The organism is Pseudomonas sp. NFX5, assembly GCF_049132125.1.
Lineage (GTDB): Bacteria > Pseudomonadota > Gammaproteobacteria > Pseudomonadales > Pseudomonadaceae > Aquipseudomonas > Aquipseudomonas marginalis.
Genome location: NZ_JAFMZG010000045.1, coordinates 116,786 through 141,286, shown reverse-complemented (window position 1 = coordinate 141,286; position 24,501 = coordinate 116,786). Strand labels below are relative to the sequence as shown.

The 24,501-nt window shown below is 63.3% G+C and carries 23 protein-coding genes; 14 read left to right on the top strand and 9 right to left on the bottom strand.

Features of this window, described 5'->3' with window-relative positions:
* Nucleotides 1-4: 4 nt before the first annotated feature.
* The gene (locus tag J1N02_RS32155) at nt 5-913 is read right to left on the bottom strand and encodes a LysR substrate-binding domain-containing protein (RefSeq protein WP_421148322.1); all 909 of its coding nucleotides are present in this window, start codon (nt 911-913) and stop codon (nt 5-7) included.
* Between the two features lie 94 nt (nt 914-1,007).
* On the opposite strand from J1N02_RS32155, the gene J1N02_RS32150 reads away from it, so the two are divergent.
* Together J1N02_RS32150 and J1N02_RS32145 are read left to right on the top strand one after the other, a co-directional pair.
* Nucleotides 1,008-1,997 carry a DMT family transporter gene (locus J1N02_RS32150; RefSeq protein WP_092356940.1) on the top strand — a complete coding sequence of 330 codons (990 nt, stop codon included), beginning with the start codon at nt 1,008-1,010 and terminating at the stop codon, nt 1,995-1,997.
* 56 nt (nt 1,998-2,053) lie between these two features.
* Nucleotides 2,054-2,974, top strand: coding sequence for a bifunctional helix-turn-helix transcriptional regulator/GNAT family N-acetyltransferase (locus tag J1N02_RS32145; protein ID WP_098479348.1), 921 nt, complete (start codon nt 2,054-2,056; stop codon nt 2,972-2,974).
* A 224-nt stretch (nt 2,975-3,198) separates the two neighbouring features.
* Here the strand turns inward: J1N02_RS32145 and J1N02_RS32140 are convergent, their stop codons facing one another.
* Complete coding sequence (locus tag J1N02_RS32140; protein WP_027608498.1) at nt 3,199-4,602, bottom strand: MFS transporter; 1,404 nt, start codon at nt 4,600-4,602, stop codon at nt 3,199-3,201.
* A 519-nt stretch (nt 4,603-5,121) separates the two neighbouring features.
* Between J1N02_RS32140 and proP the strand changes: the two genes are divergently transcribed.
* Both proP and J1N02_RS32130 read left to right on the top strand, forming a co-directional pair.
* Complete coding sequence (gene proP, locus J1N02_RS32135) at nt 5,122-6,624, top strand: glycine betaine/L-proline transporter ProP (RefSeq protein WP_027608499.1); 1,503 nt, start codon at nt 5,122-5,124, stop codon at nt 6,622-6,624.
* A 52-nt stretch (nt 6,625-6,676) separates the two neighbouring features.
* Nucleotides 6,677-7,183: a GAF domain-containing protein gene (locus J1N02_RS32130; protein WP_027608500.1), complete on the top strand. Its 507-nt coding sequence runs from the start codon at nt 6,677-6,679 to the stop codon at nt 7,181-7,183.
* Here the strand turns inward: J1N02_RS32130 and J1N02_RS32125 are convergent.
* Nucleotides 7,158-8,081, bottom strand: coding sequence for an AraC family transcriptional regulator (locus J1N02_RS32125; RefSeq protein WP_108572931.1), 924 nt, complete (start codon nt 8,079-8,081; stop codon nt 7,158-7,160). The two genes, J1N02_RS32130 and J1N02_RS32125, sit on opposite strands and share 26 nt — an antisense overlap.
* Nucleotides 8,082-8,246: 165 nt before the next feature.
* Here J1N02_RS32125 and J1N02_RS32120 point away from each other — a divergent pair, with 165 nt between their 5' ends.
* Together J1N02_RS32120 and J1N02_RS32115 are read left to right on the top strand one after the other, a co-directional pair.
* Nucleotides 8,247-9,269 (top strand): alpha/beta hydrolase, encoded by a 1,023-nt coding sequence (locus J1N02_RS32120; protein WP_092356929.1) that lies wholly within the window; start codon nt 8,247-8,249, stop codon nt 9,267-9,269.
* Nucleotides 9,266-10,471, top strand: coding sequence for an MFS transporter (locus tag J1N02_RS32115; protein ID WP_421148321.1), 1,206 nt, complete (start codon nt 9,266-9,268; stop codon nt 10,469-10,471). Before J1N02_RS32120 ends, J1N02_RS32115 begins: the two co-directional genes overlap by 4 nt.
* On the opposite strand, the gene J1N02_RS32110 is transcribed toward J1N02_RS32115, so the two are convergent.
* Complete coding sequence (locus J1N02_RS32110) at nt 10,423-11,166, bottom strand: SDR family NAD(P)-dependent oxidoreductase (RefSeq protein WP_027608503.1); 744 nt, start codon at nt 11,164-11,166, stop codon at nt 10,423-10,425. The genes J1N02_RS32115 and J1N02_RS32110 overlap by 49 nt on opposite strands.
* Before the next feature lie 138 nt (nt 11,167-11,304).
* Between J1N02_RS32110 and J1N02_RS32105 the strand changes: the two genes are divergently transcribed.
* Complete coding sequence (locus J1N02_RS32105; protein ID WP_199275504.1) at nt 11,305-11,655, top strand: winged helix-turn-helix transcriptional regulator; 351 nt, start codon at nt 11,305-11,307, stop codon at nt 11,653-11,655.
* A 66-nt stretch (nt 11,656-11,721) separates the two neighbouring features.
* The gene (locus J1N02_RS32100) at nt 11,722-14,331 is read left to right on the top strand and encodes a bifunctional diguanylate cyclase/phosphodiesterase (RefSeq protein ID WP_421148320.1); all 2,610 of its coding nucleotides are present in this window, start codon (nt 11,722-11,724) and stop codon (nt 14,329-14,331) included.
* On the opposite strand, the gene J1N02_RS32095 is transcribed toward J1N02_RS32100, so the two are convergent.
* Nucleotides 14,288-15,109: an AraC family transcriptional regulator gene (locus J1N02_RS32095; RefSeq protein ID WP_027608505.1), complete on the bottom strand. Its 822-nt coding sequence runs from the start codon at nt 15,107-15,109 to the stop codon at nt 14,288-14,290. The genes J1N02_RS32100 and J1N02_RS32095 overlap by 44 nt on opposite strands.
* A 97-nt stretch (nt 15,110-15,206) precedes the next feature.
* On the opposite strand from J1N02_RS32095, the gene J1N02_RS32090 reads away from it, so the two are divergent.
* Nucleotides 15,207-16,418: an MFS transporter gene (locus tag J1N02_RS32090; protein WP_065942074.1), complete on the top strand. Its 1,212-nt coding sequence runs from the start codon at nt 15,207-15,209 to the stop codon at nt 16,416-16,418.
* 110 nt (nt 16,419-16,528) lie between these two features.
* Nucleotides 16,529-17,692, top strand: coding sequence for a GGDEF domain-containing protein (locus J1N02_RS32085; protein WP_027608507.1), 1,164 nt, complete (start codon nt 16,529-16,531; stop codon nt 17,690-17,692).
* Here the strand turns inward: J1N02_RS32085 and iolG are convergent.
* Both iolG and J1N02_RS32075 read right to left on the bottom strand, forming a co-directional pair.
* The gene (gene iolG / locus J1N02_RS32080) at nt 17,680-18,684 is read right to left on the bottom strand and encodes an inositol 2-dehydrogenase (protein WP_027608508.1); all 1,005 of its coding nucleotides are present in this window, start codon (nt 18,682-18,684) and stop codon (nt 17,680-17,682) included. The two genes, J1N02_RS32085 and iolG, sit on opposite strands and share 13 nt — an antisense overlap.
* A 35-nt stretch (nt 18,685-18,719) precedes the next feature.
* On the bottom strand, nt 18,720-19,745 hold the full coding sequence (locus J1N02_RS32075) for a LacI family DNA-binding transcriptional regulator (protein ID WP_027608509.1): 1,026 nt from the start codon (nt 19,743-19,745) through the stop codon (nt 18,720-18,722).
* A gap of 122 nt (nt 19,746-19,867) precedes the next feature.
* Here J1N02_RS32075 and J1N02_RS32070 point away from each other — a divergent pair, with 122 nt between their 5' ends.
* The 3 genes from J1N02_RS32070 to J1N02_RS32060 are packed head-to-tail and all read left to right on the top strand — an operon-like array spanning nt 19,868 to nt 22,802.
* The gene (locus tag J1N02_RS32070) at nt 19,868-20,710 is read left to right on the top strand and encodes an SDR family oxidoreductase (RefSeq protein WP_027608510.1); all 843 of its coding nucleotides are present in this window, start codon (nt 19,868-19,870) and stop codon (nt 20,708-20,710) included.
* A complete protein-coding gene (locus J1N02_RS32065) occupies nt 20,710-21,843 on the top strand; it encodes a phytanoyl-CoA dioxygenase family protein (protein WP_421148319.1) in 1,134 nt (377 codons plus the stop codon). The genes J1N02_RS32070 and J1N02_RS32065 overlap by 1 nt, the downstream gene beginning before the upstream one ends.
* 35 nt (nt 21,844-21,878) lie before the next feature.
* On the top strand, nt 21,879-22,802 hold the full coding sequence (locus J1N02_RS32060) for a sugar ABC transporter substrate-binding protein (protein WP_253490645.1): 924 nt from the start codon (nt 21,879-21,881) through the stop codon (nt 22,800-22,802).
* An 89-nt stretch (nt 22,803-22,891) separates the two neighbouring features.
* On the opposite strand, the gene J1N02_RS32055 is transcribed toward J1N02_RS32060, so the two are convergent.
* Together J1N02_RS32055 and J1N02_RS32050 are read right to left on the bottom strand one after the other, a co-directional pair.
* A complete protein-coding gene (locus J1N02_RS32055; protein WP_092356914.1) occupies nt 22,892-23,314 on the bottom strand; it encodes an MAPEG family protein in 423 nt (140 codons plus the stop codon).
* Entirely contained in the window at nt 23,307-23,612 is a 306-nt protein-coding gene (locus J1N02_RS32050) for a DUF2834 domain-containing protein (protein ID WP_092356911.1), read from the bottom strand. The genes J1N02_RS32055 and J1N02_RS32050 overlap by 8 nt, the downstream gene beginning before the upstream one ends.
* A gap of 83 nt (nt 23,613-23,695) precedes the next feature.
* On the opposite strand from J1N02_RS32050, the gene J1N02_RS32045 reads away from it, so the two are divergent.
* Nucleotides 23,696-24,481: a helix-turn-helix domain-containing protein gene (locus J1N02_RS32045; RefSeq protein WP_027608515.1), complete on the top strand. Its 786-nt coding sequence runs from the start codon at nt 23,696-23,698 to the stop codon at nt 24,479-24,481.
* Nucleotides 24,482-24,501 lie beyond the last annotated feature (20 nt).

Sequence of the window (24,501 nt, the reverse complement as noted above, 5' to 3'; positions counted from 1 at the left end):
CCTGTCAGCCTTCATCCTGCAATTGCACCTCCAGCCAGTCGAGCAACGCCATGACTTCAGCGCGGATGTCCTCTCCCTGCTGCCGATAAACCGATAGCGCCTGGGGCAAATGCACACTCTCGACACAGGGCCTTACCAGCGCCCCGCTGTCAATCAACCGGCTCGCCGTACGCCGCCAGCCCATGGCGATCCCATGCCCCTCCACCGCCGCCTGCAACATCAGCGGGTAGCTATCGAAGGTCGCACCGCGCACCTCCCCGCCCAAGGCCTGGCCGAACACCTGCAACCAGCTGTCCCACTCCATCAGGTGCGGAGGATGGGAGCTGTGGTGCAACAAGGTGCGCGACTGCAACCCGGCGAGCGACAGCGGTAGTTTGCTGTCCAGATAGCCGGGGCTGCACACCGGGAACACTTCGTCGGCGGCGGTGAACATCAGCGGATGGCTGCCACTCGCGCGCCCGGTACTTTGCAAGGCCACGTCGAAGTGGCTGGTGAACTCCGTCAGGGGTCGGGTGGAGGTCACCACCTGGATTTCGATGTGCGGGTATTGCTGGTGGAACGTCGACAAGCGCGGCATCAGCCAATAAAACGCTTCGCACAACTGGCACAGCAACACCACGCGATGACTGTTGGGTCCCCCCCGCAGGCTGGTGGCACTCTCACTGATGCTGCGCAGCGCTTCGCCGACCACCTTGCTCAGTTCCCGCCCCTCTTGGGTGAGGAACACCGCTCGGTTGCGCCGACTGAACAGCTTCACCCCCAGGTTGTCTTCCAGCCCGCGAATCTGGCGGCTGATGGCAGCCTGGGTGATGTGCAGCTCATCGGCCGCCTTGGAGAAACTGCCCAGGCGTGCCGCCGCTTCAAACGGCAACAGGCTGGCCAGGGGCGGCAGGGTCTTGCCAAGTGTATTCATAATCTGAGGTTATACATCCACGGCCGAGAACTCGTTTGTAGCACACCCGCATGACTGGGCACCATGGATCCATTACCTCAATGGATGCCCCCAGATGAACGCTGCACAGACCTCCATTGCCGTCGGCGTGCTGCTCGCGATTGTTGCCACACTGGGCTGGGCGCTGAACTTCATCGCGCCCTACGTCACTGGCGGCTACAGCCTTTATGACCTGATGGCCGTGCGGTTTTTGATCGCAGGCGTGCTGGGCGGCACGGGTGTGCTGCTATGCCGGGCACAACTGCGCACGCTCAGGCCCGCCCAGCGATGCCTCGCTGCCGCCCTCGGGGCGGTGGGTTGCCTGGGCTACGGCCTGTGCATCGCTGCCGGCGTGATGTTCGGCGGCCCGGTCATGACCCCGGCGTTTATCGGCACGGTGCCGGTATTGTTGGCTCTGGTGGGTAACGCCAGCACCCGGACAGTCCCATGGCGCCGACTGGCAGCCCCCCTGGCATGCCTCACGACGGGCCTCGTGCTGTCGAACATCAGCAGCTTTCATCAACCTGCATTGGATACAAGCGCCTGGTTGGCGGGGCTGTTTTTTTCCCTGAGTGCGGTCGCCCTCTGGTTGTGGTTCAGCGTGATCAACCAACGGCAACTGACGCACCTCGCGGCGCAGGCAACCGGCCTCTGGACCGCACTGATGATGGTGGGCGCCGGTGTCGCCACGTTGTGCCTGCTGCCGTTCATCCAGGCACTTGGCTTGTTCACGCTGCCGACGCTCGGCTTCGGCCTTTCCCAGGCAGGCCCGCTCTATGCCTGGGCCCTGATCATTGCGGTGATGTCGACCCTCGTCGGCGCCTGGGCCTGGAACGCCGCGACCCGACGCCTGCCGATGGTGCTCAGCGGCCAATTGATCGCCCTCGAATCCCTCTTCGCCACCCTGCTCGGCCTGGGGTTCCACGGGCGCTGGCCCACACTCATGGAAGCCGCGGGCCTGAGCGCGGTGCTGATCGGCGTGGTCATGGCGATTCGAATCATATTGACGAGCCCCCAGGCGACGGCCGGTGCAGGGAGGACGGTGACCGTCGAGCAAAGCCATTGACATGGTTGCCTGAAGCAACAATATAATTGCCTCAGGCAACCATTCGAGCATTCGCCATGTCCACTCCCCTGCTTGTGGAACGCGCCGGCATCGTGCGCGGCTTCAATCGCTTCTACACCCACCAGATCGGCGTGCTGCAGGAACACCTGCTGCACAGCGACTATTCCCTGACTGAAATTCGGGTGATGTACGAGCTGTCCTCCCGTGGCGACCTCACCAGCGCCGACCTGTGCCAGATGCTCAGCCTCGACGCGGGTTACCTGAGCCGCCTGACCAGTGGCTTCGAGAAAAGCGGCCTGATCCAGAAAGTCCGCTGCGCCACCGATGCGCGCGCGGTGCAATTGCACCTCACCGATCTCGGTCGCGCGGTCCTGGCGCCGCTGGAACAGCAGACCCAGGATGAAGTCATCGCCCTGCTCGAGAGCCTGCCCGAACCCCAGCAGCAGCAATTGACCGACGCCATGCAACGCATCCAGGCCCTGTTGCAAGGCAGCCCGTCGAGCTACCTGCTGCGCGATCCACGCCCCGGGGATATGGGCCTGGTGGTGCAGCGGCAAGCCGCGCTGTATGCCCGCGAATACCATTGGAACTGGGAGTTTGAAGCGCTGGTGGCGGAGATCGTCGCCAAGTACCTGCGCGAGTTCGACCCGGCGCGGGAGCACTGCTGGATCGCGGAGAAGGATGGCGAGGTGGTGGGTTCGGTGTTCGTCGTGCGCCATGACGATACAACCGCCAAGCTGCGCATGCTCTACGTGGATGCGAGTGCGCGGGGCCTGGGCATCGGCCAGCGCCTGGTGGACGAATGCCTGCGCTTTGCCCGCGATGCCGGCTACACCCGCATGATGCTGTGGACCATGAGCGCCCTGACCGATGCGCGCAAGCTCTACCAGAAAGCCGGTTTCGAGTTGGTGGAAGAAGAGCCGACCTTGAGTTTCGGCAAGCAGCTGGTCAGCCAGACCTGGGCGCGCGCGTTGTAGAAAAGACGCTTGAAGGAATGGGTCTCGACACAACGTTATGGGTGATTCGACGGACCTGTGGCGAGCGGGCTTGTCCCGCGTTGGGCTGCGCAGCAGCCCCTAAACCAGGCGCAGCGGAGTGCCTGATACAACGCATCCGTCTTTATTAGGGGCGCTTCGCACCCCAACGCGGGCGGTGCGACGATTCGACAAGCCCGCTCACCACAGAGGTAGCGGGTCTGGGTTTACAGGTCCGTGATTTCCTTGTGGCGCGGCACCAGGGTCTTCATCACGCTCCACGCCACCAGGTACGCCAGCGCACAGATCGCGAACATGATCATGTAGCCGGTGTGGATGTCATTGATGGACTTGTAGTAGTCGAACACCCAGCCGCCGATCTTGGTCATCACCACACCGCCGATGCCGCCGGCCATGCCGCCGATGCCGACCACCGAGGCCACGGTTTTCTGCGGGAACATGTCGGACACGGTGGTGAAGATGTTGCACGACCACGCCTGGTGCGCCGAGGCGCCGACGCCGATCAGCAATACCGGGACCCAGAAGCTGATGTAGCCCAACGGTTGCGCCAGCAACACCACCAACGGGAACAGCGCGATCACCAGCATGGCTTTCATCCGGCCGTCATAGGGGGCATCGCCACGGGCCATGAAGTAGCTGGGGAACCAGCCGCCGCCGATGCTGCCGACCATGGTCATGCTGTACAGCACGGCCAGCGGCATGACGATATCGGCGCCTTTCATGCCGTATTGCGCCGACAGGTAGGTAGGCAGCCAGAACAGGAAGAACCACCACACGCCATCGGTCATGAACTTGCCGAAGGCAAACGCCCAGGTCTGGCGGTAGGTGAGCAACTTGAACCACGAGACTTTTTTCTGTACCGCGCCTGCAAACGGCGGGATAGAGGGCTGCTGCGCCTGGTCGCTGCGGATATAGGCCAGCTCTTCGGCCGACAGGCGTTTCTGCTGCTCCGGCTTCTCATACACCGCCGCCCAAACCGCCACCCACACAAAGCCCAGCATGCCGATAACCATAAAGGCCGCTTCCCAGCCCCACATCCCGGCGATCAGGGGCACGCAGATCGGCGCCAGGATCGCGCCGACGTTGGCGCCGGAGTTGAAGATCCCGGTGGCCAGCGAGCGTTCTTTCTTGGGGAAATATTCGGCGGTGGCCTTGATCGCAATCGGGAAGTTACCCGCCTCGCCAATCGCCAGCACGGCCCGGGACAGCATGAAGCCGGCGATGGACACGGGGATCACCGCCAGGCCGAACGCGGCGCTGACCGCCGCGATGCCCTCGCCCATCGGCACCGAGAACGCATGCATGATGGCGCCGGTGGACCAGACCGCAATCGCGATCACGTAGGCGGCCTTGGTGCCGATCTTGTCGACAAACCGCCCGGCAAACAGCATGGAAATCGCATACACAAACTGGAACACCGCCGCGATATTGGCGTAATCGGTGTTGCTCCAGCCAAATTGCGTCGACAACTGCGGCGCAAGCAGGCTGAGCACCTGGCGGTCGAGGTAGTTGACGGTGGTCGCGAAAAACAACATCGCGCAGATGGTCCAGCGATAGTTGCCTACAGCTTGGCCAACGCGCTGGGCGTTGATGGGCTCGATCAAGTTCATGGCATCACTTTTTATTTTTGTTAGGTAGGACATATGTAACGTCATATGTCGTCGTACAACTGTGGCTTTTATATCGGGCTACCTACCCGCTGTCAATCTGAAAGATTACGGCTTTTGCGGGCTATCTCACGGGTGTGAAAAGTGTCAGGCGCGGCTAGGTTGTAGGACGACAAACGCGCATGACCGTGGCGAGCGGGCTTTTTGTGGTGAGCGGGCTTGCCCCGCGCTGGGCTGCGAAGCGGCCCCAAAACCAGGCACTGCGGTTTGTCTGATGGAACACAGTGATCTTGATTGGGGCCGCTTCGCAGCCCAACGCGGGGCAAGCCCGCTCACCACAGAATGCCGGATCGCCACAGGGTAGGTGCTCCCCCCCAAACCCAGGCCATTGCACGCAAATTGCGCCCCACGCAAAAAAACGCAAATAGCGGTGAATTATTTCATGTCCGCTTGTATCTGAACTGACAGAGCGGTGCCATTGCAACGATGGCACCTCCCCTGTTCTGTTTTAGAGTGGTCCGCATGAAATTACGTAAGAAAAGCGTCAAGCCCATCGGTTTGAAAGACATCACCATTGTTGACGACGCCAAGATGCGCAAGGCGATCACCGCCGCCGCACTGGGTAACGCCATGGAGTGGTTCGACTTTGGTGTCTACGGGTTTGTCGCCTATGTATTGGGCAAGGTGTTCTTCCCCGACGCCTCCCCCAGCGTACAAATGATCGCGGCACTGGCGACGTTCTCCGTGCCGTTCCTGATTCGTCCCCTGGGCGGCCTGTTCTTCGGCGCGCTGGGCGATAAATACGGACGCCAGAAAGTCCTCGCCGCGACCATTGTGATCATGTCGCTGAGCACCTTCGCCATCGGCCTGATCCCCGGGTACGCCTCCATCGGCATCTGGGCGCCGATCCTGCTGCTGCTGTGCAAAATGGCCCAGGGCTTCTCGGTGGGCGGTGAATACACCGGCGCCTCGATCTTCGTCGCCGAATATGCGCCGGACCGCAAGCGCGGTTTCCTCGGCAGCTGGCTGGACTTCGGCTCCATCGCCGGTTTCGTCCTCGGTGCCGGTGTCGTGGTGCTGATCTCCAGCGTGCTGGGCGAAGCCGACTTCGAGGCCTGGGGCTGGCGCCTGCCGTTCTTCCTGGCCCTGCCCCTGGGCATGATCGGCCTGTACCTGCGCCATGCGCTGGAAGAAACCCCGGCGTTCCAACAGCATGTCGACAAGCTCGAACAGGGTGACCGCGAAGGCCTGACCCATGGCCCGAAAGTGTCATTCAAGGAGATCGCCACCAAGCACTGGCGCAGCCTGCTGACTTGCATCGGCATCGTCGCGGCCACCAACGTGACGTACTACATGCTGCTCACGTACATGCCGAGCTACCTGTCCCATAACCTGCACTACTCCGAAAACAGCGGCGTGCTGATCATCATCGCGATCATGGTCGGCATGCTGTTCGTGCAGCCGTTCATCGGTTTTGTAAGCGACAAGATCGGCCGCAAGCCCTTCATCATCGCCGGCAGCATCGGCCTGCTGTTCCTGGCCATTCCGGCCTTTATGCTGATTACCAGCGGCAAGACCGGCCTGATCTTCGCCGGCTTGCTGATCCTGGCCGTCGTGCTTAACTTCTTCATCGGCGTCATGGCGTCCACGCTGCCGGCGATGTTCCCCACGCACCTGCGCTACAGTGCCTTGGCCAGTGCGTTCAACGTCTCCGTATTGATCGCCGGCGTCACCCCTACCGCGGTGGCCTGGCTGGTGGAAAGCACCAACGACCTGTACATGCCCGCCTACTACCTGATGGTGTTTGCGGTGGTCGGCCTGATCACCGGCCTGACCATGAAGGAAACCGCCAACAAACCCCTGCGCGGCGCCGCACCGGCTGCGTCGGACATGGAAGAAGCGAAGGAGTTGCTGCAGGAGCATCACGACAATATCGAGCAGAAAATCGAAGACATCGACGCCGAGATTGCCGAACTGGAAGCCAAGCGCCAGAACCTGGTGCAGCAGCATCCGCGTATCAATTAAGACCTGACCAAGCGTGGTGGCAAGGGCCGCCACGCCAGTGGAGTGTTCAACCATGCTTCCAAGCTTCACCGCCGCACACGCGTTACTCAGCGCCGACGAACGCGCTGCCATCGCCGAAATCGAAGCCACCACCAGCATCCTGCAATTGGTCACCCGCCTGACGGGCATGCGCTTTGCCGGCATCGCCAAGTTCACTGACCTGGAATGGATTGTCTGTTCAGCGCACGACCCCTTCGACATGGGCATTCATGCCGATGACGTGCTCGACCTGGAAACCACCCTGTGCAGCGAGTTCTGCATCAACCCGCAGACCCTGTTCATCCCGCAGGTCAGCGCCAATGGCCGCTTTGCCACGCGCCCGGTGGTCAAGCAATACGCCATCGAGAGCTACGCCGGGGCGCCGATCTTCCTCCCGGATGGCCGCCTGTTCGGCGCACTGTGTGCGCTGGATTCCCGGGCGATGCTGTTTGACGACCCCAACCTGCCGGAAACCCTCAGCCTGTTTGCGCGGCTGATCGGCTGCATCTTCTACGCTAACTTGACGCCAGCGGATCGCTGACCGGCGCTTTGCCGCGCAGCATGGCCATATCGCGCTTGGGCGGCACACCAAAAAGCCGGCTGTACTCGCGGCTGAACTGCGACGGGCTTTCATAGCCGACCTTGAACGCCGCACTGGACACGTCCCGGTGCTCGTTCAACATTAAGCGCCGCGCTTCGTTGAGGCGCAGCCATTTCTGATACTGCAGCGGGCTCATCGCCGTCAGTTGGCGAAAGTGATGGTGAAAGGTCGCCGCGCTCATCTGCACACGCGCGGCCAGTTCGTCCACGCGCAACGGCACGTCGTAATTGAGCTTGAGCCAATCGATCGCCCGCGCAATCCGATAACCCTGCCCGTCCACGGAACAGATCTGGCGCAGTCGGCCGGCATGGTCGCTCTGCAATAGCCGGAAGTGAATCTCGCGCTGGATCAAGGGTGCGAGCACCGGTATCGCTTCGGGCTCATCAAGCAATTCAACCAGGCGCGCAAAGGAGGCGAGCATGGCGCCGGTCACGACACCAATCCCCACGCCTTTCATCACCGCCCGCTCACGCGTTGGCGGCAACGCCCCCTGGGCGATCAGCTCGGCCAGGATGCGCAGGTCGAGCTTGAAGGTCAGGCCCAGGCACGGGCGGGTCGGGCTGGCGACCAGCACTTCGGAGTTGGCCGGTATATCCAGCGACGTGAGCAGAAATCGTGCCGTGTCATACGGGTACCCCTCGCCGCCGACCCACAGCCGCTTCTCACCCTGGGCAACCAGCACGATGCTCGGCTCGACCATGCACACCACGGGTGTCGCGGGCTGCTCACGCCGATAAAAGCCCAGGCCGGGGATGGGCATGGGGTAGTCGCCGGGTATGCAGACCCTTGAGCCGATCGCGTGGACCAGCACGTCCAGGGGCATTTGATTGATCTTCATAAAGGGCCCTTCGCTCTGATCGTTGGACTTTACCCCGACCGGCCCGCTTACGTCCCCGGCAACCCGCCAGACTCAGAGGATCAGGCAAGTAATCCAGTGGAACGCACTACAGAACCCTCAGCCACGCCGGGAAAATGTGCCGACCCCCTTCTCAAGGATCCATCCATGAAAAGCCTCTTGCTCACCCTGAGTCTGCTGGTGATTTCGTTCTCTTCTCTGGGAGCCGACATGTCCAACGGTGCAAACAACTTCTACACAAGCGACAAGGTGTCCGTCGAAAAAGTCACCTTCAACAATCAATACGGCATGCCGGTGGCGGGCAACCTGTTCGTGCCCAAACAGCTCGCCCCGGCCTCGAAAAATGCCGCGCTGATCGTCGGCCACCCGATGGGTGCCGTCAAGGAACAGAGCGCCAACCTCTACGCCACCAAAATGGCCGAACAGGGCTTTGTCACCTTGTCGCTGGACCTGTCGTTCTGGGGCGAAAGCGCAGGCACACCACGCAATGCGGTGCTGCCCGACCTCTACGCCGAAGACTTCAGCGCTGCCGTGGACTTCCTCGGTACCCGGCCGCTGGTCGATCGTGAGCGCATCGGCGTGATCGGCATCTGCGGCGGCGGCAGCTTTGCCATCGCGGCGGCAAAGATCGACCCACGCCTCAAGGCCATCGCCACGGTCAGCATGTACGACATGGGCGCCGCCAACCGCAACGGCCTCAAGCACGGCATGACAGCGGAACAACGCCAGCAGGTGCTGGTGCAGGCGGCCAACCAGCGTTACGTGGAATTCCAGGGCGGCGAGACCCTCTACACCAGCGGCACGCCGCTCAAGCGGAGCGGCAACCCGATTGGCGATGAGTTTTTCGATTTCTACCGCACACCGCGCGGTGAAGTCACACCGGCCGGCGCGTCGCCGCAGACCACCACCATGCCGACGCTGACCAGCAACGTGAAGTTCATGAACTTCTATCCGTTCAACGACATCGAGACCATTTCGCCTCGCCCGCTGTTGCTGATTGCCGGTGCCGACGCCCACTCCCGCGAGTTCAGCGAAGACGCCTACAACCGTGCCGCCGAGCCCAAGGAACTGGTGATCCTCCCCAACGCCGGCCATGTGGACCTCTACGACCGGGTCAACCTGATCCCCTTCGCCAAGCTCACCAGCTTCTTTAACAGTCACTTGAAGTGATCTCGATAAACCCTCACGCGCCCCGCTGGGGCGCCGTCTTCGCCCTGTCCCTGGCGGCCTTTGCCCTGGTGGCCTCGGAGTTCATGCCGGTGAGCCTGTTGACCCCGCTGGCCGCCGACCTGGGCATCAGCCAAGGCCAGGCCGGCCAGGGTATTTCGGTGTCAGGCCTGTTTGCCTTGCTCACCAGCCTGATGATCGCCCGAGTGGCGGCGCGCATGGATCGCAAGCGCCTGCTGGTCGCGCTGACCTTGCTGATGATCGTGTCCGGCAGCGTGGTAGCGCTCGCGCCGAACTACCTGATCTTCATGCTCGGCCGCGCCCTCATCGGCGTGGCCATCGGCGGCTTCTGGTCGCTGTCGGCAGCCACCGCCATGGGCCTGGTGCCCGAGGGCCAGGTGCCGCGCGCCTTGGCCATCGTCAATGGCGGTAACGCACTGGCAACCGTGATCGCAGCACCGTTGGGCAGTTTCCTCGGTGGTTTGATCGGCTGGCGTGGCGCGTTTTTCTGCGTGGTGCCGGTGGCCGTGGTTGCGGTGCTGTGGCTGCTGCTGAGCCTGCCATCGATCAAACCCCGTCGCCAGGCCGGCAACGGCCACCTGTTGCGCTTGATCAAGCGCGCCCCGGTGGCCCTGGGCATGCTGGCCGTCAGCGTGTTTTTCATGGGCCAGTTCATGCTGTTCACCTACCTGCGGCCGTTTCTGGAAGGTGTTACCCAGGTGGGAGTATCGCTGCTGTCGTTGATGCTGCTGGTGCTCGGCCTGGCCGGTTTGGCCGGCACGCTGCTGATCGAGCGTGTCCTGAAGAACGGCCTGTACCCCACGCTGATCGCCATTCCCGTATTGATGGCGGTGATCGCTCTGGCATTGGTCGCATTCGGCAGTTCGCCCGTTATTACCGCCGCGCTCCTCGGTGTGTGGGGCCTGGTAGCCACCGCCGCGCCGGTGGGCTGGTGGACCTGGCTGGCAAAAACCCTGCCTGACGATGCCGAGGCAGGGGGCGGCTTAATGGTTGCCATCATCCAACTGGCAATCGCTGCCGGGGCAACGCTGGGCGGTGTGGTGTTTGACCTGTGCGGCTACCAGGTGACGTTTGCCTTGAGCGCCGCACTACTGTGCATGGCGGCGATACTCGCCTGGGCCGCTGCGCGGGTCAGTCAACGCGCACTGTCGATGATCTGCCCGCCATCCGGTGTCAGGCTGTAGCCGGTGATGAACTGCGCATCCTGGCTGGCCAGGAACAGCGCCACCGGCGCGATGTCGTCTTCCGGCGAGCCATAACGCCCGAGCACATTGGAGGGTGCCGGCGCGTCATAACTATCACCCCAGGTATCGGCCACCGGCAGCAGGTTATTGACGGTGATGTTATCCACGCCCCATTCCCGCGCGGCCGAGCGGGTCAGCGCGCGCACCGCTTCCTTGGCCATGTTGTAGGGCGCGTAGCCTTGCATGCCGATGATGCCGGCCAGCGAACCGAAGTTGATCACCCGCCCTGCGCCGCTGGCCTTGAGGTACGGGTAGCAGGCTTGCATGGTGCGCAGGTAGGCGATCGGGCCCATGTCCAGGTTGCGTTGCAGTTGTTCGACCGGCAACTCGAGCACCGAGGAAAACACCACGGACGGGTCGAATGCGTTATTGACCAGAATGTCGATGCCGCCATAGGTGGCGACGACGTTCGCCACCGCTGCGCTGACCTGCGCCGCATCAGCCAGGTCGCACACCACGCCGAGCGCCGTGCCGCCTGCGGCCTGGATATCGGCCACCACGCGCGCGACGTTTTCCGGGGTGCGCGACACCACGGCGACCTTGGCGCCCTGGGCCGCGAACAGCTTGGCCGTGGCGCGGCCGATACCACGTCCGGCACCGGTGACAATGGCGACTTTTGCGTTGAGTCGGGACATGTGTTTTCTCCAGTCTGTGAGGGATGAATTTCAGCTAAGATCCCCGCGGAGATGAATTCGCACAAGTAGGATGAAAAAGTGGCAGTCAGTATGGAAAACCAGACTAAAAGCGTTGAAAAGCTGAATATGCATGAAGAAATGCGGCGTGCATTTTCACTGCTCAGCGGCAAGTGGAAACTGGAAATCATGTGGCTGTTGAACCAGCGGGTCTATCGGTTCGGCGAGCTGCGCAAGACCATCGGCGGCATTACCCAACATATGCTCACGGCCCAACTTCGCGAGCTGGAAGACGATGGCCTGGTGACCCGCACGGTGTTCGCCGAAGTACCGCCCCGGGTCGAATATGAAATAACCGCCAAAGCCCGCGCGCTCGCGCCGACCCTGCAGGCGCTGATGGCGTGGTGGGCTGAATACGGCGACAGCCTGCCGGTGAAGCCGCCATCCCGAGGGCGCACCGCGCTTCAACGCCCGCCAACACCGAAGCGCTAAGTTTTTTACCCGCACCGCCGATAACCCGTCATACCAATGACTTGCAGCGACGTCCTGCGGGAAACCATGCCGAACTCTCTCGCCCCTATCGTCCGCACCTTGTCCGACCGCAGCAGCCTGTCGCTGGCGCGCACGTCGCTGTTCAATTTCGTGGCGTTGCTGGCCTTGGTCTTTGCCTCCGCCGCCTACTCCCTGGTTTACCTTGCGCACGAACTGGATCACTCCGAACAGCAGGAAAGCGCGTTTTATACGCGTAAAGCCGTGCAATCCCTGGAGAAGTCCCTGCGGGTGACCGTCAAGGACTACGCCTTCTGGAGCGATGCCTACAAGCACCTGCACATGACCGTCGACAGCGACTGGGCCTACGCGCGCGGCAACGTCGGCGCCACGCTGTATCAGGACTTCGGTTTCCAAGGCCTGTTTGTGGTCGATAACGACAATCGCACGGTCTACTCGGTGATCAAGGGCGAGCTGCAAAGCGTCGAGCTCTCGCAGTGGCTCGACCAGCCCTTGACCGAAATTATCGAGCAGGCGCGTGCCGGGGCTGAAAACGAAACACCGGTCACGGCGTTCATCAATGTACGCGGCAGCCCGGCACTGGTGGCCGCCGCCGCGATCACGCCCGGCACCGATCCCACGGTAGAGCCCGATGGCCGGCCGGCCTCGGTGTTGATTTTCGTCGACGTCCTCAACAGCGCCAAGTTGCACGCAATCGGCGATGAGTTCGGCGTGGGCAAGCTGCATGTGGCCACGCCCGATGACATCGGCCAGACCCTGGTTTTCCCCCTGGGCGACAACGGCGTCGCCGGCAGCCTGCACTGGGAACCGGCCCGGCCCGGCCTGCGTTTGATGGGCGTAGGCCTGCCGCTGCTGGGCCTGGCCGCGTTGCTGGTGTGCCTGATGACCTGGGTGATACTGCGCCGCACCACCGCCGCCGCCCTCGCCCTGGATGCCAGCCACACCTCTCTGCTGGACAGCCAGGCCGCCCTGGCCACCAGCGAGGCGCGCTTTCGCGACGTGGTGGAGGCCAGCTCGGACTGGGTCTGGGAAATCGATGCCGGCTGGCGTTTTACCTACCTGTCGGAACGCTTCGAAAGCGTCACCGGCCTGACCCGGCAAGCCTGGCTCGGGGCGGCCATGAGCGACCTGCTGGACACCGAGGCCGACCTGCTGTCGCAGTGGCTGAGCACTCCGGGCCGGCGCGTGGACATCAGTGTGCAATGCCGCTATATCGATGCCCAGGGACAGGAGCGCACAACCCGGCTGTCGGCCCGGGAAATGCCCTGTGGCGGGTTTCGCGGGACGGCCACCGACGTCACCGAAGAGGTCGAAGCACGTCGGCGCATCGAGTACCTGTCTCAACACGACGCCCTGACCGGGCTGCCCAACCGCACACGCCTGCAGGCGTTCCTGGACGGAAAACTCAAGGCCCTGCCCGGCACCGAGCAGCCGCTGGTGATGCTCAGCCTCGATCTGGACCGCTTCAAGCCGGTCAATGACCTGCTCGGCCACGCCGCCGGTGACCGGGTGCTTAATCAAGTGTCCGCCCGCCTGGCTGCTTGCGTGCGCCATGGTGACCTGGTGGCTCGCGTCGGCGGCGATGAGTTTGTGTTGATCCTCAGCGACGCCGGCAGCCAGGATGAAGTCGAAAGCCTGTGCCTGCGCTTGATCGAGTCCATCGAGCAGGCGATCAAAATCGACGAACAAGAGGTGTTTATCAGTGCCAGTATCGGCATTGCCCTGGCGCCCACCGATGCCCGCGATGCCACCGAACTGCTGCGCTACGCCGATATCGCGCTGTATGAGGCCAAGGCCGCCGGGCGCAATACCTGGCGCTTTTACTCCGGGGACATGAATACGCGGATCATCGAGCGGCGGCGCCTGGAGAGCGATCTGCGCTTTGCGATCAAGCACGCCGAACTGCGCCTGCACTTCCAGCCGCGCTATCGCATCGCCGATGGGCAGATGGTCGGGGCCGAAGCCCTGGTGCGCTGGCAGCACCCGGTACGCGGGCTGATCGCCCCGGACACCTTTATTCCGATTGCCGAAGAATCGGGGCTGATCCTGGCGCTGAGTGACTGGGTACTGGCCACCGCGTGTGCGTGCGCGGCGCAGTGGCCCGACACGCTGTTCGTCTCGGTGAACCTGTCACCCACCGAGTTCAAGCGCGGCAACCTGGTGGAGCGCGTGCGCCACGCCCTGGACGCCTCGGGTATCGACCCTGCGCGCCTTGAGGTGGAAATGACCGAAAGCGTCATGCTCGAGGACGCCGTCGGCGCACTTGAGGTGATGCGCACGCTCAAGCAACTGGGCATCCGCATTGCCATGGATGACTTCGGCACCGGCTATTCGTCCCTCAGCTACCTGCGGGCGTTCCCGTTCGATGGCCTGAAAATCGACCGCAGCTTCCTCACCCGCCTGGAGGAAAGCGAGGATGACAAGGCGATTATCCAAGCCATTGTCGGCTTGGGCCGTGCCCTTGCCCTGACGGTCACGGCCGAAGGCATTGAGACCGCTGAGCACCTGGCCATGCTCAAAAGCGTGGCGTGTGAAGAAGGCCAGGGCTACTTCCTCAGCCGACCGCTGGATATCGACGCATTCAACGGTTTGCTGGACGACTACTGCGCCGACGTCAGCGGAAAAAATGACTTGGGGTCTTGCCAAACTGTTTCTTGAACATGCTGGTAAATGCGCTGGGGCTTTCGTAGCCCAGTTCCAGGGCTACGTCGATAATCTTCTGCCCCACCGCGATACGCTCCAGTGCCAGCAGCAGCCGCGCCTGCTGGCGCCATTGGCCGAAGGTCATGCCGGTGTCCTTGCGGAACAGGCGCTGGATGGTTTTCTGGTCGAGGGCCAGGCGCTCGCTCCAATCCGCCACGGTGGAGGCATCGCCCGGGTCCTCCTGCCACGCCAGGCAGATCTGCTGGATCCGCAGATCGGCGGGCTGCGGCAGCGACAGCGGCAAGGCCGGCAACAGCGCCAGCTCGTCGAGGATCAAGTGCATGATCCGCGCATCGCGGGAGTCTTCGGCATAGGGCGGTTTCAAGCTCACGGAGGCCTTGATCAGCTCGCTGAGCAGCGGCGAAATACTCACCGCCTTGGTCTCGGTCGGCAGGTTGGGGAAACTGTCGGGGCGCACGAACACGCTGCGCATTTTCAGGGCGCCCACGCAACGCAGGGAGTGCACGTGCCCGCAGGGCATCCAGAAGCCGCGATGGGGCGGCACCGTCCATTGGTTGTGCGCCGAATGCACCACCATCACGCCTTCGGTGGCGTAGAGTAATTGATGCTTTTCGTGACTGTGGTCGGGGATCACCCAGTTTTCCGGATAATCGGTGGCCGAACTGATGACGGCCCAGTCGCCCTCATCGATTTCCTGCAAAAATTTATCCAGTGATTTGATCATTTCGCCCTTTTTACGATGGTTGCCTCCCGAATTACGCGAGACAGGCATTCCTGGCGAATCTAGCATAAGCTCTGAAACAAATTGAAATGGGCAGCCTGCTCAAGTACTCGCTGCCCCTGTTCGCTGCCTTGTATGGAATGCCTGCATGTCGACCCTGACCGCATCACCTGCCGCCACCTCGAGTCCGCCCCACGTAAGCCCGTTAGTCCTGCGTATCCTCGGCGCCTGTGCCCTGGCGCACCTGATCAATGACCTGATCCAGGCCGTATTGCCGTCGATCTACCCGATGCTCAAGGCCAACTACGGCCTGACGTTTACCCAGGTCGGCCTGATCACCCTGACGTTCCAGCTGACCGCCTCGCTGCTGCAACCCTGGATCGGCTACCACACCGACCGGCATCCCAAGCCGTGGCTGCTGCCGGCGGGCATGGTCTGCACCCTGGTCGGCATCCTGATGCTGGCGTTTGTCGGCAGCTTCCCGGCGATCCTGCTGGCGGCAGGCCTGGTGGGCGTCGGCTCGTCGACCTTCCACCCGGAAACCTCGCGCGTCGCCCGCCTGGCCTCCGGCGGGCGCTATGGCTTGGCGCAATCGACCTTCCAGGTCGGCGGCAACACCGGCAGCGCGTTGGGGCCGTTGCTCGCGGCGGCGATCATCATTCCTTACGGCCAGGGCAACATCGCCTGGTTCGGGCTGTTTGCCGTGTTCGCGATCCTGGTGCTGTATGGCTTGAGCCGCTGGTACCGCAACCACCTCAACCTGTTCAAGCTCAAGCAAGGCGGCAAGGCCACCCACGGCTTGTCCAAGGGCCGCGTGACGTTTGCCCTGGTGGTGCTGGCGGTGCTGGTGTTCTCCAAGTACTTCTACATGACCAGCCTGACCAGCTACTTCACGTTCTACCTGATTGAAAAATTCCACCTGTCGGTATCGAGTTCCCAGATGTACCTGTTCCTGTTCCTCGGTGCGGTGGCCGTGGGCACCTTCGCGGGCGGGCCGATCGGCGACCGGATCGGGCGCAAGAAAGTCATCTGGTTCTCGATCCTCGGTGCCGCGCCGTTCACCCTGGCCCTGCCCTACGTCGACCTGTTCTGGACCGCCGTGCTCAGCGTGGTGATCGGCTTTATCCTCGCCTCGGCGTTCTCGGCCATCGTGGTGTTTGCCCAGGAACTGGTGCCGGGCAATGTCGGCATGATCGCCGGGATCTTTTTCGGCCTGATGTTCGGCTTCAGCGGGATCGGCGCGGCCTTGCTCGGCCTGCTCGCCGACAGCCACGGCATCGAGTACGTCTACACACTGTGCTCGTTCCTGCCACTGGTGGGCATCCTGACGATACTGCTGCCGTCGACCAAAGGCGTCTAGACCGCCGATCATCGGATGGCTGTATGCCATTATCGTTTGGGCTCTGAAAAACCTGCGTGTGCGCTTACAATCCCCGGCTTCAACGCACACCCAGGCAGACCCGGCACGAAATGACGCTCGACCCTCCTACGATTTTGGCACTCACCGTTGCCCTGGCCGCTGCTGCTGCCCTGTACCTGGCCATAGAATGGCGCAGCGTACGCGAACCTTCGCTGCTGTTCTGGAGCGCCGGTTTCGCCACCATCACCGTCGGCTCCACCCTGGCCCTGCTGCGCATCAATGGCTACCTGCTCATCGGCATCTGGTTTGCCAACGGCTTGCTGGTGGCCGCGCACTGCCTGTTCTTGCTCGGGGTCGCACGCTTTACCCAGGTACGCCTGTCGCCGCGATGGTGGCTGCTGCTGGCCGTGTGGCTGGGCATGCTGATGCTCCCGACCGACCTGCCGTGGTCCAAAGCCATGTTGGGCGTGCAGTCGCTGTTGGTCGCACTGCCGACCCTGCGCGCCAGTTTCCTGCTGCGGCCCCACGGCCGATCATTGAGCATCGGCGCGGTGCAACTGCGTTATGTGCTGCTGGTCCACGGCATGTTCTACGTGGCCAAGGCGCTGTCGGTGGTGATCCCCGGCACCTTGATCGACCTTGCGGCGTTCAAGGGCGAGATCATCCAGGTGTCCCTGGTGGAAGGCGCCATGGCGATCATGCTGATTGCGCTGTCAATGACCGGCTCGGAGCGCTACCGCCGCGAACAGCAGATCGCCCGCCTCGCCGCCCGCGACCCACTCACCGCCCTCTACAACCGCCGCGCACTCGACCTGCGCGCGCCGCGCCTGCTGGCCCAGGTGTCGGCGCAACAACCAGGCGCCCTGCTGCTGATCGATATCGACAACTTCAAGTCGGTCAACGACCTCCACGGCCATACCGCCGGCGACCGCGTGCTGATCGCCTTGAGCGAGATGATTCGCGCCGTCGTGCCCCGAGGCGCGCTGGCCGCACGTTTGGGCGGTGATGAGTTTGTGATCCTGCTTAACCCGGCCTCGACCGAGCAGATCGTCGAACTGGGCAGCAGCCTGCGCGAGCAGTTCCAGCAACTGGCCGCACAAACCTTCGCCACGCCCGCGCCGGTGACCCTGAGCATCGGCGCCACCCTGTTCGACCAGCCGCCGGCCAGCCTGGCGGCGCTGATCGAACAGGGCGATACCACGCTGTATGAATCCAAGCGTGGCGGACGGGACAGCATTCGGCTGGTGGATCGGACCGGGGCCTACAGGTCGTAACTGACCGCCACACACCTCCCCGTCCTCACCGACTCCAACGCACAATCGGCCAGATGCAGCGCATACAACCCGTCGCGCACACTGGTGGGCAGCGGCTGGCCGCTGTTCAGCGCATCGATAAACCGGGTCAGCTCATTGCGATAGGCATCGGCGTAACGCTCCAGGAAGAAATGCTGCAACGGTTCCAGCGCTTCGGTGTGGTCGGCGCTCCAGTGGCGCAGGGTGCTGGGGCGATGGTTGTCGGTGAGCAGCACGCCAAGGGCGCCGGAGACTTCCACGCGCTGGTCGTAGCCGTACACCGCCTGGCGGCAGCAGTTGATATGGCATTGCTTGCCGGAGGCGGTACGCAGCAGGACCATCACGCTGTCGTAGTCGTCGATCTGTTCCAGGCTCGGGTCCACCAGGCGGCTGGCAATGGCGCTGACTTCCACCGGTTCCTCGCCGAGCAGGTGGCGGGCGGTGTCGAAGTCGTGGATGGTCATGTCGCGCAGGATGCCGCCGGAGTGTTCCAGGTAATCCCGCGGCGCCAGGCCTGGGTCGCGGCTGGTGATGATCACCTGGCGCACCGCGCCGATCTGGCCGGCATCCAGGGCCTGGCGCAGGCGCAGCATGTCGGGGTCGAAACGGCGATTGAAGCCGAGCATCACCTTGCCGCCCTGGCGCTCCACGGCCTGGGCGGCGCTGCGGGCCTTGGCGATATCGAGGTCGATGGGCTTCTCGCAGAGTACCGCCTTGCCCTCGGCGACGGCGGCCAACAGCAGGTCGATATGGGTGTCGGTGGGGGTGCCGATGACCACGGCGTCGATGTCTTTGCGCGTGAGGGCGGCGGCACAATCGTAGGCCGCCTCGCAGCCCAGTTGGCGGCTGAGGGCATCGACGCCTTCGCGCCAGGGGTCGGCCACCAGCACCAGCGTGGCATTCGGGTGGGCGGCGACGTTGGCGGCGTGGATCCTGGCGATGCGCCCGGCACCTAGAACAGCGATACGTAGCATGGTTGAACTCCTGATGTTGTTGTTGGAGGGAGTACTCAGTCCGGCAGGTTGAACGGGGTGACGATCTGCACCTGTGACGGCGCAATCGGCCCGGCCTTCCACAACCGGTGGTAGTGCAGGATGTGCAGGAACACGTGGCGGGCATCGATCTGCAGGTTGTGGTCGATGATCGCGGCGATTTTTTCGTCCAGCAGCAGTTGGCGGTTTTCTTCGTCGAGGTCGTGGCCGATAAACACTTCCAGCGGGCGACCCAGGGCGGCGAAGGCGTCGACAATCGCACGGTTGCCGCCGCCGACGCTGTACACCGCCTTGAGGCCGGGATGCTGTTGCAGCGCCTGGGTGACCCGCTCGAAGGTGCGCGGGTACACGCCATAGCCGCCGCTGACGTCCAGCACCCGCAGGTGAGGGGCTCGCCCGCGCAGCCAGGCGCGAAAGCCCATCTCGCGCTCCTCCTCGCCCCGGAACAACTCGCTGCCGATCACCACCGCCACGTCCTGGGGTAACGCCGGCAGCCAGCGCGACATCAGGTAGGCGGCGGTCTGGCCGGCGGTGCGGTTGTCCATGCCGACGTAGCCGATGCGTTCGCTTTGCGGCAGGTCCGTCACCAAGGTCACCACCGGGATGCCCGCCGCGATCAGGTGCTTGACGGCCTGGTTCACCGCCGGTTCGTCGGCGGCCTTGAGCACCACGCCCTGGCTGCCGGTGTCGAGGCAGCGCAGCAACTGATCGTGCATGGCCTGGGGTTCGATTTCTTCGAACAGGTGAAAACGCGGTGCGATGCGAAACGGCGCGAGGCTGGCCAGTTGCGCGGTGATCGCCGCCTGCACTGCGGCGCTGAAACGCTGAGGGGTGTGCATGATCACGTCGACATGGAAGGTGCGCCCTACCGCCAGGCCGTTTTTCTCCTGGGATTCCAGTTCATCCAGCGCCTGCTCGATACGTCGGCGAGTCTGGGCGTGCACGCTGCCGCGCTGGTGCAGCACGCGGTCGACCGTGGCCTTGCTCACGCCCGCCTGGGTCGCGAGCTGCTTGATGGAGAAGTGTTTGGCGCGTTCGAGCATGGGTTTCGCCTGAGGTGTTTATGAGGTCTTTTTTAGGCATTACTGAGGTTTTGCAATGCTAGTCTCAGTTTTGTCCGGCGTCGAGCCGGGCAATCAAAACAACAACAATCCAGGAGAACCCCATGCCTCGAGCCGACCTCGCCAGTACCTTCAACGGCCAATATTTTGTCGTCACCGGCAGCACCCAGGGCCTGGGCGCCGCCGTGGCCCACACCCTGGCGCGACGCGGCGCCGCCGGGCTGATCATTTGCGGGCGGCGCCGCGCCCAGGGCGAAGAACAGGTGCGGCAGTTGGCGCAGCTGGATTGCCAGGCGTTTTTTGTCGAGGCCGACCTTGAACAGGTCGAGGATTGCCGCGCGATCATTGAGGCCGCGCGCACCCACTTCGGCACCTTGCATGGCCTGGTGAACTGCGCCGGGATGTCGGACCGCGGCACCATTGTCGACACCTCGCCGGAGCTGTTCGATCGGCTGATGGCGGTGAATGTGCGGGCGCCGTTTTTCCTGATGCAGGACGCGTTGAAATTGATGATCAGCCAGGGCGTGGAAGGCGCCGTGGTGAATATCCAGAGCATCACCGGGCATGGCGGGCAATCGTTCCTTTGCGCGTATGCGGCGTCCAAAGGTGCGCTGGCGATCCTGACCAGGAACGTGGCGTTCAGTGCGCTGCGCAACCGGATCCGCGTCAACGGCCTGAACATCGGCTGGATGGACACGCCCCATGAGGATCAGATCCAGCGTCAGTACCACGGCGCCCAGGACGGTTGGCTGGCTGAGGCTGAACGCGCGCAGCCGTTCGGTCGCCTGCTCAAGCCCGAAGAGGTGGCGCAAAGCGTGGCGTTCCTGCTGTCGCGCGAGTCGGGGATGATGACCGGCGCGGTGATCGACCTGGAGCAAGGCGTGGTCGGCTGCACCGACAGCGGCAGCCCGCAGCCCTTCAAGGCCCTGAGCCTGGGAGGTGAGTAATGTCGGCATTCGTGACACTGCAGGATGTGCGCATTGAGGATTTCAAGCGGATTTGCGCGCAACAGGCGCGTGCCGAGGACTATCCCCTGGCTGCGGAAGTGCTCGGCAACGTGCCGGTCTATCAGGCCCGCACCTTGCGCAACAGCGACCGCCACACGGTGATGAATGAGCTGCACCGCTTGTTTCGCGATGGACCGGGCGTGATGGTGGTGCGCCGCGCCTATGAGGACCTGGAAGTGGTGGATCGCCACAGCCAGGTGTTCGAGGCGATCTTCGCCCAGGAGGCCGCCCAAGGCGTGGCCGCCGACCATTTTGCCAAGGCCGGCAGTAACGGGCGTATCTGGAATTCATTGCAGAAGGCGGCGCTGCAGTCGCCGCAATCCTTTGTGGAGTATTACGCCAACCCGCTGCTGGGGCTGATCGCCGAGGCGTGGCTGGGCCCGAGCTATCAGGTGACGGCGCAAGTGAACGTGGTGCACCCCGGCGGCCAGGCGCAACAGCCACACCGCGACTATCACCTGGGCTTCCAGACCACCGAGGTGGTGGAACGCTTTCCCCTGCCCTTGCATGTGCTGTCCCAGTACCTGACGTTGCAGGGCGCCGTGGCCCACTCGGCGATGTCGCTGGAAAGCGGCCCCACCCAGCTGCTGCCGTTTTCCCAACAATACGCCCTGGGTTACCTGGCCTGGCGGCGCCCCGAATTTATCGAGCACTTCCAGCAGCACGCCGTGCAACTGGCGCTGGACAAGGGCGACCTGCTGTTTTTCAACCCGGCGCTGTTCCACGCCGCCGGCACCAACCGCACGACCGGCCACCAGCGCATGGCCAACCTGCTGCAAATCTCCTCGGCCTTCGGCAAGCCCATGGAAGCCCTCGACCGCGACCGCATGATGCTGGCGGTGTACCCGGCCCTGCTGGCCAACACGGCCCTGGACGCCCAGGCGATTGCAGCGGTGGTGGCCTGCACCGCCGACGGCTATGCCTTCCCCACCAACCTCGACACCGACCCACCTTTGCAGGGCCTGGCCCCGCAAACCGGGCAACAACTCATGCTGCAAGCCCTCGACGAACGCTGGGCGTATGAGGACTTCGCTGCGGCCGTGACGCAACTGCGGGCCAAGCGCCAGGCGTGATGCTTTAACAACAACAAAAACAACGGAGCACAACCATGAAGAAGCAACTCCTTGCGGCACTCTTGACCCTCGCCATCACCCCCTGGGCGCTGGCCGATATACGGATCGGCGTGAGCATCGCCCAGGTCGACGACGTGTTTCTCGCGCAAATGCGTGACTACATGGCCGCCCACGCCAAGGAACTGCCCGGCGTGACCCTGCAATTCGAAGACGCCCAGGGCGACGTGGTGCGCCAGCTTAACCAGGTGCAGAACTTCACCGCCCAGGGCATGGACGCGATCATCGTCAACGCCGTAGACACCGCCGCCACCCAGAAAATGACGGTCAATGCCCAACAGGCCAGGATCCCGCTGGTGTACGTCAACCGCCGCCCCGAGTTCAAGGAAGTACCGCCGGGGGTTGGCTATGTCGGCTCGGATGAGATCAAGGCCGGTGAAATCCAGATGCGCTACCTGGCCGAGAAAATGGGAGGCAAGGGCAACCTGGCGATCATGCTCGGGCTGCTGTCCAACAACGCCACCCACAACCGCACGCAGGGGGTCAAGAACGTGCTCAAGGACTATCCGGGTATCAAGATCGTCGAGGAGCAGAGTGCCGAATGGCAGCGCAGCAAGGCGATTGACCTGATGAACAACTGGATCGTGTCCGGGCGCAAAATCGACGCCGTGGCGGCGAATGCCGACGAAATGGCGATTGGCGCGGCCATGGCGATCAGCCAGGCCGGCATGCAGCCCGGCAAGGATATTCTGGTGGCCGGCAGCGATGGCGGTGCGGCCGGGCTGGATGCGGTGAAGAAAGGCCAGTTGCTGGTGACAGCGTATCAGGACAACAAAGGGCAGGCCGTGGGCTCCATTGACCTGGCGGTGAAGATGGTCAAGAAACAGCCGTATGACGCCGAGCTGACCATTCCTTACCAGCAGATCACCAAGGACAACTACCAGGCATTCCTCAACCCATAAACGGTTGTCCTAATGCCAGTCAGTGAATCACCTTCGCTTAACTGAACGACGTTAGGGCTTGCCACAAAAACCGGGGGTGTCGCTGCGGTTCATCGCAATGCGTAAAGCACCATTGCACCCAGCCCGAACAGGCACGCCACCCCCAGCCCATACGCCAGCGTGCGCCACGGCTGCCATCCCGCCAGATACATCAGCGTATGGGCCATCCGCGCCAGGGTGAAACCAATGAACAACCAGGCAGTGGTCGCACCGGCAGTGCCCAGCGCCACACACAACCCACCGAGCACGAAGAACAGCGGGATATTCTCCAGGTCATTGGCCCAGGCCCTGGCCGCCCGACTCACCTGGGATAACTCCACGGGATGCGCAGCACGCTTGAAGACCGCCGCATCTTCGCGGTTGGTGAACGCCAGCCCGCGAAGCCGGAAAAATCCCTGATAGCAGGAAATGCCGAACATCTTCAGGCACAGCACCAGCACGCACAGGGCGTAGATGTGCAACAGCTCATTCATCCCGCGCGCCCTTCACGACGATGTAGAGCAACGGCCCCACCGACACGAACACCGCCGTCAGCAAGAAGTACGGCAGCACCGACGCCAGCGACCGCCCCCGCGACCGTGCATCCCGGTACATCCACACACAGGCCAGCACGGCCATCAGGTACAGGTCGATGACGACCTGCGCGGTGTCCGGGCGCGATATCAACTCTCGTCCGAAGGCCAGCAGCGATTGCTCGGCCGTGAGCAGCGTGAACAGGGTGTACAGCGAAAAGCCCAGCAGAGCGGCGAGGGCCAGGTAAGGTTTGTGCATGGTCGGCTCCTTGACGTGATCGAGGCTCACCCTAGTGATAAGGTTGCCCTCCTCGCAATGACCTCGGAGGTCATAGTCACGCCATGGATAACCCCGCTACTGCCGGCGAACACTTGCGCCAACTGCGTCGACACGCCAAATTGAGCCAGCTCGACCTGGCCTTGATCACCGGCATTTCCCAGCGCCATCTCAGTTGCCTCGAAACCGGCCGTGCCAAGCCGAGCCCAGGCACCCTGCACAACCTGCTCAGCGCCCTGGAAACACCCCTGGAGCAGTGCAACCGCGTGTTCCTCGCCGCCGGTTTTGCCCCGCGTTACGCCGCTACCCCGCTCGCGTCACCGGCCATGGCCGCAATTCGCGAGGCGGTCAGCCATGTCCTGCACGCCAACAACCCGGCCCCGGCGATCCTGCTGGGCAGCCACTGGGAAGTGCTGGCGGCGAATGCGAGTACCGGCGTGCTGTTGGCACTGGCGGGAGTCACACCGCCGCTGGAAGGCCTGAACCTGCTGACCACCCTGCTGCAACCCGGCGGCCTGGGCGACCACCTGGTCAACGCCGAAGAAATCCGCACCCTGGCCTGGCAACGGGCAAGCCGCGAGGCGCTGGACAACCCTGCGCTGGCCGCTCTCCTGGCGAGCCTGCCCGCCCCCGCCCACACCACGCCGCCGCCTGAAATGCCGCCGCTGGTGTTGACCCGCGTGCACACCAGCCAGGGCGAGCTGAGCTTTCTGTCCACCTTCACCACCTTCGGCATGCCCCAGGACATCACCCTCGCCTCCCTGCGTATCGAGCATCTGATTCCCGCAGACGACGCCACCTGGCAGGTGATGCGTGCCGCCCATGGGGAAAATGCCGCACTGGTTTTGTGAAATATCTGTACGTAGACTGC

Coding starts and splice junctions, on each gene's coding strand:
- J1N02_RS32105 (WP_199275504.1), top strand. CDS start 11,305: ATGCGGCGTGCATTTTCACTGCTCAGCGGCAAGTGGAAACTGGAAATC.
- iolG (WP_027608508.1), bottom strand. CDS start 18,684: ATGCTACGTATCGCTGTTCTAGGTGCCGGGCGCATCGCCAGGATCCAC.
- J1N02_RS32145 (WP_098479348.1), top strand. CDS start 2,054: ATGTCCACTCCCCTGCTTGTGGAACGCGCCGGCATCGTGCGCGGCTTC.
- J1N02_RS32050 (WP_092356911.1), bottom strand. CDS start 23,612: ATGCACAAACCTTACCTGGCCCTCGCCGCTCTGCTGGGCTTTTCGCTG.
- J1N02_RS32125 (WP_108572931.1), bottom strand. CDS start 8,081: ATGAAGATCAATCAAATGCCCCTGGACGTGCTGGTCCACGCGATCGGC.
- J1N02_RS32150 (WP_092356940.1), top strand. CDS start 1,008: ATGAACGCTGCACAGACCTCCATTGCCGTCGGCGTGCTGCTCGCGATT.
- J1N02_RS32095 (WP_027608505.1), bottom strand. CDS start 15,109: ATGCCTGTCTCGCGTAATTCGGGAGGCAACCATCGTAAAAAGGGCGAA.
- J1N02_RS32110 (WP_027608503.1), bottom strand. CDS start 11,166: ATGTCCCGACTCAACGCAAAAGTCGCCATTGTCACCGGTGCCGGACGT.
- proP (WP_027608499.1), top strand. CDS start 5,122: ATGAAATTACGTAAGAAAAGCGTCAAGCCCATCGGTTTGAAAGACATC.
- J1N02_RS32140 (WP_027608498.1), bottom strand. CDS start 4,602: ATGAACTTGATCGAGCCCATCAACGCCCAGCGCGTTGGCCAAGCTGTA.
- J1N02_RS32120 (WP_092356929.1), top strand. CDS start 8,247: ATGAAAAGCCTCTTGCTCACCCTGAGTCTGCTGGTGATTTCGTTCTCT.
- J1N02_RS32155 (WP_421148322.1), bottom strand. CDS start 913: ATGAATACACTTGGCAAGACCCTGCCGCCCCTGGCCAGCCTGTTGCCG.
- J1N02_RS32100 (WP_421148320.1), top strand. CDS start 11,722: ATGCCGAACTCTCTCGCCCCTATCGTCCGCACCTTGTCCGACCGCAGC.
- J1N02_RS32065 (WP_421148319.1), top strand. CDS start 20,710: ATGTCGGCATTCGTGACACTGCAGGATGTGCGCATTGAGGATTTCAAG.
- J1N02_RS32075 (WP_027608509.1), bottom strand. CDS start 19,745: ATGCTCGAACGCGCCAAACACTTCTCCATCAAGCAGCTCGCGACCCAG.
- J1N02_RS32070 (WP_027608510.1), top strand. CDS start 19,868: ATGCCTCGAGCCGACCTCGCCAGTACCTTCAACGGCCAATATTTTGTC.
- J1N02_RS32090 (WP_065942074.1), top strand. CDS start 15,207: ATGTCGACCCTGACCGCATCACCTGCCGCCACCTCGAGTCCGCCCCAC.
- J1N02_RS32045 (WP_027608515.1), top strand. CDS start 23,696: ATGGATAACCCCGCTACTGCCGGCGAACACTTGCGCCAACTGCGTCGA.
- J1N02_RS32085 (WP_027608507.1), top strand. CDS start 16,529: ATGACGCTCGACCCTCCTACGATTTTGGCACTCACCGTTGCCCTGGCC.
- J1N02_RS32055 (WP_092356914.1), bottom strand. CDS start 23,314: ATGAATGAGCTGTTGCACATCTACGCCCTGTGCGTGCTGGTGCTGTGC.
- J1N02_RS32060 (WP_253490645.1), top strand. CDS start 21,879: ATGAAGAAGCAACTCCTTGCGGCACTCTTGACCCTCGCCATCACCCCC.
- J1N02_RS32130 (WP_027608500.1), top strand. CDS start 6,677: ATGCTTCCAAGCTTCACCGCCGCACACGCGTTACTCAGCGCCGACGAA.